This is a genomic window from uncultured Abiotrophia sp. (assembly GCF_938010525.1).
Classification (GTDB): domain Bacteria; phylum Bacillota; class Bacilli; order Lactobacillales; family Aerococcaceae; genus Abiotrophia.
This window is the reverse complement of sequence record NZ_CALLVK010000022.1, coordinates 52399-65409: the sequence shown is the minus strand read 5'-3', so window position 1 is coordinate 65409 and position 13011 is coordinate 52399. Positions and strand designations below refer to the sequence as shown.

The 13011-nt window shown below is 46.7% G+C and carries 12 protein-coding genes and 1 pseudogene; 12 read left to right on the top strand and 1 reads right to left on the bottom strand.

What is annotated here, in order from left to right:
- Window positions 1-26 precede the first annotated feature (26 nt).
- The 12 genes and pseudogenes from Q0339_RS06375 to Q0339_RS06320 all read left to right on the top strand — a co-directional run bounded on the left by Q0339_RS06375 (window position 27) and on the right by Q0339_RS06320 (window position 11236).
- Window positions 27-1007: a LacI family DNA-binding transcriptional regulator gene (locus Q0339_RS06375; RefSeq protein WP_298077986.1), complete on the top strand. Its 981-nt coding sequence runs from the start codon at window positions 27-29 to the stop codon at window positions 1005-1007.
- A gap of 149 nt (window positions 1008-1156) precedes the next feature.
- Window positions 1157-2542 (top strand): annotated as a pseudogene (locus Q0339_RS06370) (sucrose-specific PTS transporter subunit IIBC); the annotation flags it as partial.
- Between the two features lie 116 nt (window positions 2543-2658).
- Complete coding sequence (locus tag Q0339_RS06365) at window positions 2659-4077, top strand: glycoside hydrolase family 32 protein (RefSeq protein ID WP_298077985.1); 1419 nt, start codon at window positions 2659-2661, stop codon at window positions 4075-4077.
- Between the two features lie 537 nt (window positions 4078-4614).
- Window positions 4615-5769, top strand: coding sequence for an ABC transporter substrate-binding protein (locus Q0339_RS06360; protein WP_291454241.1), 1155 nt, complete (start codon window positions 4615-4617; stop codon window positions 5767-5769).
- A 154-nt stretch (window positions 5770-5923) separates the two neighbouring features.
- Window positions 5924-6808 carry a branched-chain amino acid ABC transporter permease gene (locus Q0339_RS06355; RefSeq protein WP_070756319.1) on the top strand — a complete coding sequence of 295 codons (885 nt, stop codon included), beginning with the start codon at window positions 5924-5926 and terminating at the stop codon, window positions 6806-6808.
- A gap of 10 nt (window positions 6809-6818) precedes the next feature.
- On the top strand, window positions 6819-7778 hold the full coding sequence (locus tag Q0339_RS06350; protein WP_291430290.1) for a branched-chain amino acid ABC transporter permease: 960 nt from the start codon (window positions 6819-6821) through the stop codon (window positions 7776-7778).
- Window positions 7778-8554, top strand: a complete 777-nt coding sequence (locus Q0339_RS06345; protein ID WP_023391421.1) for an ABC transporter ATP-binding protein — start codon at window positions 7778-7780, stop codon at window positions 8552-8554. Before Q0339_RS06350 ends, Q0339_RS06345 begins: the two co-directional genes overlap by 1 nt.
- Window positions 8554-9258, top strand: coding sequence for an ABC transporter ATP-binding protein (locus Q0339_RS06340; protein WP_070756321.1), 705 nt, complete (start codon window positions 8554-8556; stop codon window positions 9256-9258). The genes Q0339_RS06345 and Q0339_RS06340 overlap by 1 nt, the downstream gene beginning before the upstream one ends.
- Window positions 9259-9262: 4 nt before the next feature.
- The gene (locus Q0339_RS06335; RefSeq protein ID WP_070756322.1) at window positions 9263-9907 is read left to right on the top strand and encodes a CBS domain-containing protein; all 645 of its coding nucleotides are present in this window, start codon (window positions 9263-9265) and stop codon (window positions 9905-9907) included.
- A gap of 197 nt (window positions 9908-10104) precedes the next feature.
- Entirely contained in the window at window positions 10105-10425 is a 321-nt protein-coding gene (locus Q0339_RS06330) for a hypothetical protein (RefSeq protein ID WP_298077984.1), read from the top strand.
- A 75-nt stretch (window positions 10426-10500) separates the two neighbouring features.
- Entirely contained in the window at window positions 10501-10857 is a 357-nt protein-coding gene (locus Q0339_RS06325) for a hypothetical protein (protein WP_298077982.1), read from the top strand.
- Between the two features lie 37 nt (window positions 10858-10894).
- Window positions 10895-11236, top strand: coding sequence for a hypothetical protein (locus tag Q0339_RS06320; RefSeq protein ID WP_298077981.1), 342 nt, complete (start codon window positions 10895-10897; stop codon window positions 11234-11236).
- 402 nt (window positions 11237-11638) lie between these two features.
- On the opposite strand, the gene Q0339_RS06315 is transcribed toward Q0339_RS06320, so the two are convergent.
- The gene (locus Q0339_RS06315) at window positions 11639-12559 is read right to left on the bottom strand and encodes an Rgg/GadR/MutR family transcriptional regulator (protein WP_298077980.1); all 921 of its coding nucleotides are present in this window, start codon (window positions 12557-12559) and stop codon (window positions 11639-11641) included.
- Between the last annotated feature and the right edge of the window lie 452 nt (window positions 12560-13011).

Sequence of the window (13011 nt, the reverse complement as noted above, 5' to 3'; positions counted from 1 at the left end):
GCTAGATAATCGCTAGGAGGGTAACAATGACAACGATTAATGATATTGCAAAATTAGCAGGTGTTGCCAAAAGTACGGTTTCTAGACATTTGAACGGGGGTTCCGTCAGCCGGAAAACAGCTGCTAAGATTGAGGCAGTCATCAAGCAAACCGGCTACGTGCCTAATTCTTTTGCCCAAAGCTTGAAAGCCAAGGAGAGCCGTATGATTGGCGTCATCATACCACGGCTTGATAGTTTTTCAGCCAACTGTATCCTGAGTGAAATTGACGAAGTTTTCCGTCAGCACAACTATCAGGTTTTAATTATTAATTCTAATTTCTCGGTCAGCCGGGAAGAAGAGGCCCTCAGAACCTTCCAAGTTAACAAGATGGACGGGGTCATCTTCCTTATGTCTCATACTGACAACCGGATTATTGAACTGCTTGAGAATGTCCAGGTGCCCATTGTGACCATTGGCCAAGAATTCCTGGACGAGAATACCATCTACTACGACGAGGAGAGTGCGGGTCGCCAGTTGGCCGACTACCTCTATGCCATGGGCCATCGGGATATGGACTTCTTGACGGTGACTACAACCGACCCAGCCGTGGGCATTAAGCGCCGCGATGCCATTAAGCGGGAATTCCTCAAATACGGTGATACTAGCTTCCGCGAGTACAGCTGTGGCTTCAATCTCATGGATGGCTACCAAGTGACGCGGGATCAAGTGCTGCTCAATAAGCCCCGCCTGATTGTGGGGGCAACCGATATTATTGCTATTGGTGCCATGCGGGCTTGCCTAGAAGCAGGTTATCAGGTACCAGAGCAAATTAACTTTGCTGGTTTTGGCAATAATGTCCTAGGTTCTTCTATCTATCCTGGCTTGACGACGGTAGAATATCCTTATCGTCATGCCGGCTATGTTGCTACCAAGATGCTGCTAGACAGAATTCAGGGTCATGAGACGGCTACCAAACGCAAGCTCGAAACTTCCCTTGTTATCAGACAGTCTGTTACAGCTGTCTAACCTAATTTGAAAGCTCGACGATTTCATTTTCAGATTTAATTATATTGACACCGGTTCTATTCCAAGTATAATAAAGCTTAGAGGAGAACCGGTTTCTTTTCTACAGGCAATTATTGTTTTAGTCTCATCTGCATGAAGGAGGAACTCATATGGGATTTAAAGAAATCGCACAAGATGTTGTCAAATACCTAGGTGGTAAGGAAAACATCTCTAGCGTCGCACACTGCGCAACTCGTCTACGTGTTATGGTCAAAGACGAAGCCAAAATTGATAAGGAAGCCATCGAAAATACCGACAAGGTCATGGGTGCTTTCTTCAACTCTGGTCAATACCAAATTATTTTTGGAACCGGTACGGTCAACAAGGTCTATGAAGAAGTATCAGCCTTGGGCGTTAACGCTGTAACCAAGTCTGACCAAAAAGAAGAAGTGAAGCCACAAGGTAATATCTTACAACGTATGATCCGGACCTTCGGGGACGTTTTCGTACCAATCATCCCTGTCTTGGTGGCAACCGGTCTCTTCATGGGGGTTCGGGGTGTCCTCACTCGTCCAGAAGTGATTGGCCTCTTCGGCTTAACCGATCCTAAACAAATCGACCAAAACTTCTTACTCTATACACAAATCTTAACCGATACCGCCTTCGCCTTCTTACCAGCCTTAGTTGCTTGGTCTAGCTTCAAGGTCTTCGGTGGCAACCCTGTCTTAGGGATTGTCCTCGGTTTAATGATGGTCAACCCTGCCTTGCCTAACGCTTATGCAGTGGCTAGTGGGGATGCGCAAGCCTTAACCTTCTTCGGCTTCATTCCAGTCGTAGGTTATCAAGGGACTGTCTTGCCAGCCTTCTTCGTCGGTTTAATCGGGGCTAAACTTGAAAAATGGCTCCATGACCACGTTAAGGATACCTTCGACTTAATCGTGACACCATTCTTAACCTTCTTGGTAATGTCTATCTTGGGTCTCTTCGCTATTGGGCCAGTCTTCCACTCCTTGGAGACAGTCGTACTGGACGTAACCAAGCAGATCTTGACCTTGCCATTTGGTTTAGCGGGTCTCATCGTCGGTGGTGTTCAACAAATCATCGTGGTTACCGGGATTCACCACATCTTCAACTTCTTAGAATTACAATTATTGACTAACGGCGACAAGACCAACCCACTGAATGCTTACTTCACTGCTGCCATGGCAGGTCAAGCAGGGGCAACCTTCGCTGTAGGTTACAAGACAGTCAACCACAAGGTTCGTGCTTTGGCATACTCTTCAGGGATTTCCTGCTTGCTAGGGATTACAGAACCAGCTATCTTCGGGGTTAACCTCCGTTATGGTAAACCATTCGTTATGGGTCTCGTTGCCGGGGCTGCAGGTGGTTGGTTAGCAGGCCTCTTCAAATTGGCAGCGACTGGTATGTCTGTCACTGTTTTACCAGGGGTCTTACTCTACCTCAACAATATCTTTGCTTACCTCTTGGTGCTGGTAGTCAGCTTCGGGATCGGGTTCGGCTTGACCTACGCCTTCGGTTACAAAGAAGACAAACAAGCTTAAGCACAAGTATGACTTATGACAGGACGGGGCAACTCGTCCTGTTTTCATAGGTGCCTACTGGCAGCTGTGCTATAATCAAGTTAGCCTATAATCAAAAAGGAGGACCAGCCATGACAAGCCGCAACAAAGGGCCTTACGCCCAACACTTCCATCTGACGCCTGAGCAGGGGCTACTTAATGACCCCAACGGGCTCTGCTATTTCCAGGGTTACTATCATATTTTCTATCAATATAACCCGCATGCGACCGACCACTCTACCAAATACTGGGGTCATGTCCGGACCAAGGACTTCGTGACCTATGAGCAGTTGCCGGTAGCCCTCAAGTCCGATGACTGGTTCGATAAGAACGGGGTCTACTCAGGTGGTGCCATCGTCCACGAGGACACCCTCTACCTCTTCTATACCGGCAATACCAAGGATGAGGCAGGACGCCGGACCAGCTACCAATGTATTGCCACTTCGACAGACGGCATTCATTTCACCAAATTAGGCCCTGTGACTGAGCAGTTGCCGGATTATACCGGCCATGTGCGGGATCCTAAGGTCTGGTATGATGCGACCGTCCAAGGTTGGTGGATGTTACTGGGGGCTCAGCGCTTAGATAAGACCGGCGACACCGTGGCCTTCTTCACCAAAGACCTCAAAGACTGGGACTACCGCGGTTCTATCTTCCAATTTGATCAGCCCCTGGGCTATATGTGGGAGTGCCCGGATATGGTCTTCTTGAAGGATGAGGTGACAGGCCAGGACAAGGCCGTCTTCATCTTCTCACCTCAAGGGGTCGACCCAATCGGAGATAGCTACCATAATATCTTTAATACCACTTACTTAGTCGGGACCTGGGATAGCCAGACCGCTCGCTTCCTACCCGATAATGCGGACTTTGCTGACATGCAGGAATGTGACCGGGGCTTTGAATACTATGCGCCTCAGTCCTTTGTGGCGCCTGATGTCCGGGTGATTCAATACTCTTGGATGGGCATTACCTGGCCTGACCAGGAGGCCGCTATCCCAACCCGTCAGGACGATTGGATTCATCACCTGACCATTCCGCGCCAGTTACGCCTAGTAAATGGCAAACTCTATCAGACGCCGATTGCAGAATTGGCAGGCCTGGCAGGAGCTAGCCAACCGCTGGACTGGACCTCGGCAGACTTCCGCCTAGATTTGGCAGGCCGGGCGCAAAGAGTGCAAGTGGATTTTGAGACTTTAGCAGATTGGGAACTCTCCTTAGATGATAACGTGACGGTCAAATACCAGGCCGCTCAAGGCCGCCTAAGTTTAGCACGCTTCAACTGGCTAACCGGCCTGCAAGAATGGCGCCATATGCAGCTTGAAGAGGAGCTCAAGCACTTAGACCTTTGGCTAGATGCTAGCTCACTAGAAGTCTTTGTAAACGGCGGGCAAGTAGTTGCTTCCCTCCGTTACTTCGCCAAAGAGCCCCTGACGCGCCTAGAAGGCAAGGGTAGCGCCGGCCTCAAGGCTAAGCTAGTAGCCACCCAGTTGGAAGCTCATCAATATATATAGGAAGAAAAAGGGGCACCCGCCCCTTTTTTGTTTAGTTTTGGACACGTAATTTTGCTCGCTCGCCCCCTATTTATCTATGTAATAGATAAATAGGGGAGCTAAGTAAGTTAGCCGGCAAATCCCCCAAGTAACTCGCTACAATAGCTAGGAAAAACCCTTAACTTTCTAAGAACCCGTAGAAAACAAGGCAAAAGCTGGGAGGGAATTCCGAGCCAGTGGACCACTCTGAAGAGTGGACCACTAGCTCCCAGGAAACTGCCGGAAACAGGGCCAAATCTAGGAAAATCGCCGAGCCAGTGGTCCACTTTAAAGAGTGGCCCACTGGCTCCCCAACACCCCGCCCAAAACAGGCCACAATCCAGAAATCCCCCTCCAGCCAGCTGCCCAAAACGGCACCGATTCCGCGCTACATAAGGCCTAGACAAGAAAATGAGCAAAAGATTAAAAAACTTTAATAAAAGCATTGTAAAATGAGCCGGAGTAGTGTATACTTTTCTCATCATCATGATTTAGGAACCATATTTTAGGAGGTACACTATGAATTTTAAAAAGTTAGGAACAGCACTCTTCGCGGGTCTCTTGCTCGCATCCCCATTGGCTACTGTCTCAGCCCAAGACACCGTTAAAGTCGGCGGTAACTTCGAGCTCTCAGGGGCGGCGGCTGCTTACGGGACGCCAATGGCTAGTGGTTTGAAATTAGCTGTTAAGCAATACAATGAAGAACACGGCGGCGTTAACGGCAAGAAAGTCGAAGCGCAAGTCGAAGACAACAAGTCTGATAAGACGGAAGCCGCTGCGGCTGCAACCAAATTAGTCGCTGCCGGCGTGGCAGGGATTGTAGGTCCTGCAACTACCGGGGATGCCTTAGCAGAAATTCCAGTCGCTAACGACGGCAAAACACCAGCTATCTTCCCTGCTGCAACTGGTAACGGGATTACCCTCGACTCTGCAGGCAAAGTCTACGACTACATCTACCGTGTCTGCTTCGAAGACTCCTTCCAAGGGGTGGCTGCTGCCAACTACTTAGCGGACACTCAAGGTTACAAGAAAGTAGTTCTCTTGGTTGACCAAGCTAACGACTACTCACAAGGTTTGGCTGACAGCTTCGTTAAGCAATTTGAAGCTAAAGGCGGGACCATCGTAGCCAAAGAATCTTACCAAACTAACGATACTGACTTCTTAACTGTCTTGACTAACATCTCTACTCAAGACTTCGACGCCCTCTACGTACCAGGTTACTATACTGAAGCTGGTTTGATCATCAAGCAAGCGCGTGAACTTGGAATCGACAAGCCAATCGTAGGTGGTGACGGTTTTGCTAACGACACCTTGGTTGAATTAGCAGGTAAAGACAACCTTAACAACGTCTTCTACACTTCTCACTACTCTGACAAGAGCGATGACCCAGCAGTTAAGAAATTCGTAGAAGCCTATGAAAAAGAATACGGCAAGAAGCCAGATACTTTCGCAGCTCTTTCTTACGATGCGACTAACGTGCTCTTGCAAGCTATCAAGGATGCAGGCTCAACTGACCCACAAGAAGTTAACAAAGCCTTGGCTAAAATCAAAGACTTCAAAGGGGTAACCGGGACCTTCTCATTTGACGAAAAACACAACCCAGTGAAGACAGCGGTAATGCTCCACTTCGAAAAAGGTGAAGTTACCGAAGCTGTGAACGTGTCAGCTGAGTAATCGACAGCAGACTCCCTCATGCTAGTGTCGTATTGTTGCTTGGACATCCAGTCATAGCACAATACGACCTTTTTCATGAGGAAGTATGGCGCCTTAGCCTTAGGACTGCTATACTTAATTTATAGCCATCATACATAGAAAGGAGCTTATGCCTATGAACCTCCAGTGGTTCTTACAACAACTATTTAACGGCTTGTCGACGGGGAGTATCTATGCCTTGATCGCCTTGGGTTACACCATGGTCTATGGGACCATCCGCTTGATTAACTTCGCCCACGGGGACATCCTCATGATGGGGGCCTTCTTCGGTTTCTATCTGGTTAATGTCCAGGGCATGGACTTCTACTTATCCTTAGCTTTAACCATGGTCTTCACCTCCGTCTTAGGGGTGACCATTGAACGGGTGGCCTACAAGCCCCTACGTAAATCGACTCGGGTAGCCGCCCTTATCACCGCGATTGGGGTCTCCTTCCTCTTAGAAAATGCCATGATTTATTTCTTCGGTCCGGAAGTCAAGGCTTACCCAACTAGCTTTACGACCACCACCTTCAAAGTGATGGGAGCGGTCATTAACTCCAAACAAATCTTAATCTTCGTGACAACTATCCTCTTAATGGTAGCTCTACAATTCATTGTTAAGTACACCAAGATGGGGAAAGCCATGCGGGCGGTTGCGGTCGATGAAGAAGCAGCTCAACTCATGGGGATTAACGTTGACGCGGTGATTTCCTTTACCTTTGCGCTAGGCTCTGCCCTGGCAGGGGTAGCTGGCGTCCTCTACGGTCTCTACTCCAACCAAATGGCGGCCACCATGGGCTTGACGCCAGGACTTAAGGCCTTCGTCGCTGCCGTTGTTGGTGGGATTGGCTCCATTCCGGGTGCCATGGTCGGGGGTTACCTAATCGGTCTCTTGGAGACCTTCGTCTCCGCCTTCGGGGGGTCTGCCTTCAAGGATGCGGCCGTATATGCCCTCTTAATTGTTATCTTGCTCGTCTTGCCGGCAGGTCTCTTCGGTAAGAACGTCAAAGAGAAAGTGTAGGTGAAGCCACATGCAACGATTCCATCAACGCAACCTGATTTGGTTGACGGCAGCCCTCCTGGGTTATGGCCTCTTGTGGCTCTTAACGTCGACTAACTTAATCGATTCCTACTACCAAATTACCTTAATCAAGATTATGATTGATGTCATCTATGCCATCGGGCTAAACTTGGTCTTAGGGGTAGCTGGCCAGTTCTCACTAGGGCATGCGGCCTTTATCGCCGTGGGGGCCTACTCAGGTGCCATCTTCGCAACACGCCATGCAGATTTAGGCGGTCTTTGGACCGGGATGCTAGTCGGTGCGGTAGTCGCCGCAGTCTTGGCAGTCTTGGTCGGGATTCCAACCTTGCGCTTACGCGGGGACTACTTGGCCATCGCCACGCTAGGTGTTTCTGAAATCATCCGGGTAGTCATCACCAACTACAAGTCCCTAACCAACGGGCCACAAGGGATTAACGCCATTCCTAAAGTGGCAACCTGGCCATTAGTTTACTTCTTCATGGTTGTGACCACTATCTTGATTCTCAACTACTTCTACTCCAGTGCGGGCCGGGCAACCTATGCCATCGAGCAAGATGAGATTGCCGCAGAGTCTATGGGGGTTAACGTGACTAAGTACAAGGTTATCGCCTTCGTCTTAGGTGCCATTACTGCCGCTATCGGTGGTGCCCTCTATGCTGGTAACATCGGGGTTGTCACCCCAGGGGACTTCACCTTCAACAAATCCATTGATGTCCTCATTATCGTCGTATTCGGCGGGATTGGGAGTTTCACCGGTTCCTTCGTGGCAGCCGTGGTCTTAGGGATTCTCAACACCCTCTTACAACCTTATGGGCAGCTTCGTATGGTCATCTATGCCATCGCCCTCATCCTAATCATGATCTTCAGACCGGGTGGTCTCCTAGGAACCTGGGAATTACGTCTAGGCTCCCTCTTAACCAAGAATAAAGCGAAGAAAGGAGCAGTCTAATGGCCTTACTTGAAGTCAATCAACTTACCAAAAACTTTGGCGGTTTGGCGGCCGTGTCCAACGTCTCCCTCAAGTTAGAAGAGCAAGAGCTTGTAGGCCTTATCGGTCCTAACGGGGCCGGCAAGACCACCTTCTTCAACCTCTTAACAGGCGTCTACGAGCCAACAGAAGGGACTGTCACCTTATCCACTGCTGATGGGGTCAAGACCTTGAACGGCATGGCACCTTATAAGATTAACCAACTAGGCTTGGCGCGGACCTTCCAAAACATCCGCCTCTTCAAAGACCAAAGCGTCTTGGAAAACGTCATGGTAGCCATGCACGGGCACAATCACGATGCCATCTGGTCCAGCATTTTCCGGACCAAGGCCTACTATGAGACAGAAGCTAAGATGAAGGCTAAGGCCTTAGAACTCTTGGAAATCTTCGACCTAGCCCAATACGCTCAAGACAAGGCTAAGAACTTGGCCTACGGTCAACAACGCCGTCTGGAAATCGTCCGGGCCCTGGCCACCGAACCTAAGATCCTCTTCTTAGACGAGCCAGCAGCCGGCATGAACCCAGCGGAAACCGCTGAGTTAACCGCCCTAATTGAACAGATTCGCCAACAATTTGGCTTGACCATCGTGCTAATCGAACACGATATGGCTCTGGTTATGGAAATCTGCCAACGCATCTATGTCTTGGAATACGGCCGACTCTTGGCCCAAGGCACGCCAGAAGAAATTCGTCAGAACCCAGATGTTATCCGGGCCTACCTAGGAGGTGACGCCTAATGTTACGTGTTGAGAACTTAGCCGTCAACTACGGTATGATTAATGCAGTCCGTGGCGTTAACTTCGAGGTTAACCAAGGGGAGATTGTCTCCCTGATTGGGGCCAATGGGGCTGGTAAATCGACCATCCTGCGGACTATCTCTGGTTTGATTAAGCCAGCTTCAGGGACTCTGACCTATGAAGGCCAGAACATTACCAAAACCAACGCGCAAAAAATCGTCCAGCTAGGGATTTCCCACGTGCCTGAAGGCCGTCACGTCTTCAAAGGCCTATCTGTCCGCGAAAACTTGGAAATGGGTGCCTTCTTACGCAAGGACCGCGCCAATATCGAAGAAGATATACAAGCAGTCTATGACCGCTTCCCAGTCTTGGGCGAGCGTCAGAAGCAGGATGCTTCCACCCTATCAGGTGGGGAGCAACAGATGCTAGCTATGGGCCGGGCCCTCATGTCCAAGCCTAAGCTACTCTTGTTGGATGAGCCATCCATGGGCTTGGCGCCAATCTTCATCCAAGAAATCTTCAACATTATTCAACAGATTCAAGCTCAAGGGACCACCGTCCTCTTGATTGAACAAAATGCCAAGATGGCCCTCTCGATTGCTAGTCGGGGTTACGTCTTGGAAACCGGTAAGATCGTTCTGAGCGGGACCGGCCAAGAACTCCTCGAGAGCGACGCCGTCCAAAAAGCATACTTAGGAGGTTAAGCAAATGTACGTTAAAAACTATATGTCAACCGACTTGGTGACCATCACGCCAGATACCACTGTCATTAAGGCGCTGGACTTGATGCGCCAACACGACATTCACCGTTTGCCAGTCGTAGTCAAAGGCCAATTGGTAGGGCTCTTAACAGAGTCTGTCATTGCCAAGAACTCACCTTCTACCGCGACCAGCCTGAGCGTGCATGAACTCAACTACTTGCTCAACAAGACGACAGCGGCAGACATTATGATTCGTCGCGTCATTACCACTAGCCCAGATGCCCTCTTAGAGCAAGCTGCTTCTGAGATGCGCAATATGGACGTCGGCGTCCTGGTTGTCATGGACCACGCCCAATTAGTGGGGATTATCACCGACAAGGACATCTTCGAAGCCTTCATTGACATCAATGGCTACTACACCCCAGGGACTCGTTTCGTGGTGGAAGTAGTCGATGACAAGGCAGGTATTCTAGAGGACATCGGTGAGACCACCGCTAAGCACAACTGGAGCATCACCCAAATGAACGTCTACCACTTGGACGACAAGACCAATGTGGTGGTTCACGTGGATACTCAAGATTCTGAGGAAGTCGCGCGCGTCTTCCAAGAAAAAGGCTACAAAGTGTCTGGTGTCTTTGTGAAGCCGGAATAAACTTAATAGATGGAGGCTAAGAATTTCTTAGCCTCTTTTGCTTTGTATAGAAGAAAAATAGTTAAGCAAAGCGCACAAAATGGGGACTGCCTACTATTGTAAAAGCCTTTTCAAAGGGCTATAATAAGGTTATAGGATGGGTATTGTAGCCAGATACCATCAATTTTAAGCCTAAAAATTAAGTGGGAGGTATCCTTATGTTTGTTGAAAATGACTATATCTTACGCCAAATCAAGCAGATTATTCGAAATTTGGCTAGTTTAACGAATTTGCAGACAGTTTTTGATTTACTAAGTGATACGATTAATGTACAGGATGAAGCCACTGTTCTTAAGGTGACAAATGCCTACTATGCAGAATTAATACGTATCAAATTGCAAAGTAAAGATAGTGAGTACATGGAGAGGTTGAGTCATAATTCTGGCCTGCCGCTTCATGCCCTAAATAAATTGATAAGCGGGGAAGAAATGCTAAATAAAGAACAAGTCGAATTATTAAAAGCCTATTTTGGAGACTAAAGATAAGGTTGAGTGGGAAAACTTAGAATTAAAATAACCTTGTTGGCTACTAGCATACTTGAGTAGGTGATGATAATGAAGTCATTCAGAAAGATAATCTGGACTATTGTGGCCATACAATTTGTCTTTACTACTATATGTTTTGTCTTTGTTGCACCTGAAACAGTCATTACCCACTTCGGATTTAAGGGAATTGATTCAGTGGGGCCACGCTATATGCTGTTTTTGGAGCCGATTTGTACCGTAGTTAGTGGTCTTTTGATAATATGGGTAGCAAAAGTTAGACGGCGTGAGAATGGAATTAAGGAAAATATGAATGTGATTATGCCCGCCGAAGGGATGCTGCTAACGGGACACTTGTTGATTGCTGTCATCATGTCAGTTTTGATATTAGATCAAATAGGGCTTACGCATATCTTGCAACTTTATTGAATGATGCCTAATCAGAGAAGGGGAGAGGTGAGCGGGTATGAGAACCTTTAGAAAAGTCCTATGGGCCCTAGTGGTGGCTCAGCTCTTGTTTACGCTTGTCTGTTACCTAGTGATTGCGCCTCAGCCAGTCGGCTTATTTAGTGTGGATGCGCTCAGTTCTAACTACCGGCTCTTCTTAGAGCCTTTCGCCGTCTTCTCTTGTGGCCTAGGCTTGAGCTGGTTGGCCAGATGCTATCGACGTAGGAAGGGGATTAAAGCCTCCTTCCCGGGACTAGTGCCCTTTGAGACCTATTTGTTACTGGGCATGCTGGTCTATTGCCTCTTTATGTCCTTCCTAATACTAGACCATAGCGGCGTCATGAAGATGCTGCTGGGCTAGTCAAAGTAAAATTGAAGTGTTGCTAGAGTGACTAGCAACACTTTTTTTGCAATAAAGAGAGTGGGAAATGTTTTTCCACCCACTATTAGTGCGTGAACTAATTCAGCCTTTGTAATTTTTGAAGTATAAGAGGGCATCATTATATGTAACACTAACTAAATAAACTTCTTTCTTGCTATCTATATCGGTATGTTTATTGACTGCTACTGGAGATTTTTATGAGTGGCTATTTTGGGGATATTGAACACCAGAAAAACAGCAAATATGCGCTATTCCTTCAAAAGAGATAATAGTACGTTAATTCGATGAGTAGCCGAAAATAAGTTGCTACATTAGTAAATATTCTACTCGGATAAAACACTATTCATGATACACCCTCTGGCTCGCATATTGATAGCATGATTATACATGGTTATCAAACCTCATGGAAGATTTTATTAATTGCTGTAGTGATATTTGCGGCTCTATATCATAAAGTCGACAAATATCTCTGTAACCATTAATTGCTAGCTCCAATAAAGAACTTTGATTTAGAAGCCTAGAAACACTAAGAACCTGCATAATTAACGAATTCGCCTCTGAAACTTTCTTTTTGGCTAGTAATAGTAACCCATGATTTAGTTTAATATGCAGTTGTTCAAAGAGATCGTGTTCTTGTCTTGGGAGCCCTGCTTGGCTGTCTATAACTAACGAAGCCTGCTTCAAATCAAAGTGCTCAAGATGTAATTTAAATATATTAGTCAGAATTAAGAAGCTAATACGCCTAGTTTGAGGGAAAGAATCGTACTTTTTAGAATTTTTGATTACTCTTGATAAGGATGACTTAATAAAATCATAAGAATATAGAGGAATAGTGTAGTTAAATAGTTGGAGTTCATAGAGGTGCCACGTGTTTACGTGAGTCAGATATGATTGAAATTCTTTTGAGATGTTTATGTCAACTGGCATATTATTTAGTTTTGAGAGAAAGAAGCGGGCGAGTAGACCTGCATGATGATAACAGTCATTAGCTTGCTGAGATAGGCAGTCACACTTACCTATAATCAAGTTTATGCCAGTGGTGTCCTTTGATTTGTAACATTGCATGATACAAGTATGTAATTTTTCATATAAAGGTGGAGCATAGCCATTATATATATAATCGAATTCAGCTGGCGATATATGTAGAGTCTTAATCATAGAGAAAAAAGTTTCTACAGAAGTCTGGGTTTCGCCCTTAGTAAATCGAAAGTAGGCTGATCGAGAAAGCTGATTAGCGCATAAATCTTTGATTGAAAGGTTTTTATCGTATCGCAATTGAGAAATAAGTTTACCGTATGACATATCAGCAGCCTCCTATGAGTATTGGGCTAGAGGATGTTGCAAAAAAGCATCAAGTGCGTTGGTTTAGGGACACTTTAGCGAAAAGTGGCAAAACGATGATAAAATAGTCTCTAATCTAAGCGAAAACCTAATATAATTGGGGAATGACTAGATTTTTATTTGAATCATACAATATAAATCGTACAAAGTCAATTATTTTTGCGCTTAGATTACCATTTGACTCAACAAGCTCAATAGGAGGATTTAATAATGAGCAAGTTATTTGATTTAAAAGTTGATGTTGTAAGCAAGAAAAATGGTGAGACATTTTTAGCTTCGAAGTCAATTCCTAACATGCCCCCAACGCTTTGCGGTAGCATTACGCCTCCACCAAGCTACAATTGTACATACCATGGAAATAGATTTAAACCATGCAACATGCCCACAAAGAAAACGAATGTGATGTGAAGTTA

What these genes read in the sequence shown, in the direction of transcription:
- Q0339_RS06345 (WP_023391421.1), top strand. Translation starts at nt 7,778, where the DNA reads ATGGCCTTACTTGAAGTCAATCAACTTACCAAAAACTTTGGCGGTTTG.
- Q0339_RS06340 (WP_070756321.1), top strand. Translation starts at nt 8,554, where the DNA reads ATGTTACGTGTTGAGAACTTAGCCGTCAACTACGGTATGATTAATGCA.
- Q0339_RS06325 (WP_298077982.1), top strand. Translation starts at nt 10,501, where the DNA reads ATGAAGTCATTCAGAAAGATAATCTGGACTATTGTGGCCATACAATTT.
- Q0339_RS06320 (WP_298077981.1), top strand. Translation starts at nt 10,895, where the DNA reads ATGAGAACCTTTAGAAAAGTCCTATGGGCCCTAGTGGTGGCTCAGCTC.
- Q0339_RS06375 (WP_298077986.1), top strand. Translation starts at nt 27, where the DNA reads ATGACAACGATTAATGATATTGCAAAATTAGCAGGTGTTGCCAAAAGT.
- Q0339_RS06315 (WP_298077980.1), bottom strand. Translation starts at nt 12,559, where the DNA reads ATGTCATACGGTAAACTTATTTCTCAATTGCGATACGATAAAAACCTT.
- Q0339_RS06355 (WP_070756319.1), top strand. Translation starts at nt 5,924, where the DNA reads ATGAACCTCCAGTGGTTCTTACAACAACTATTTAACGGCTTGTCGACG.
- Q0339_RS06330 (WP_298077984.1), top strand. Translation starts at nt 10,105, where the DNA reads ATGTTTGTTGAAAATGACTATATCTTACGCCAAATCAAGCAGATTATT.
- Q0339_RS06350 (WP_291430290.1), top strand. Translation starts at nt 6,819, where the DNA reads ATGCAACGATTCCATCAACGCAACCTGATTTGGTTGACGGCAGCCCTC.
- Q0339_RS06365 (WP_298077985.1), top strand. Translation starts at nt 2,659, where the DNA reads ATGACAAGCCGCAACAAAGGGCCTTACGCCCAACACTTCCATCTGACG.
- Q0339_RS06335 (WP_070756322.1), top strand. Translation starts at nt 9,263, where the DNA reads ATGTACGTTAAAAACTATATGTCAACCGACTTGGTGACCATCACGCCA.
- Q0339_RS06360 (WP_291454241.1), top strand. Translation starts at nt 4,615, where the DNA reads ATGAATTTTAAAAAGTTAGGAACAGCACTCTTCGCGGGTCTCTTGCTC.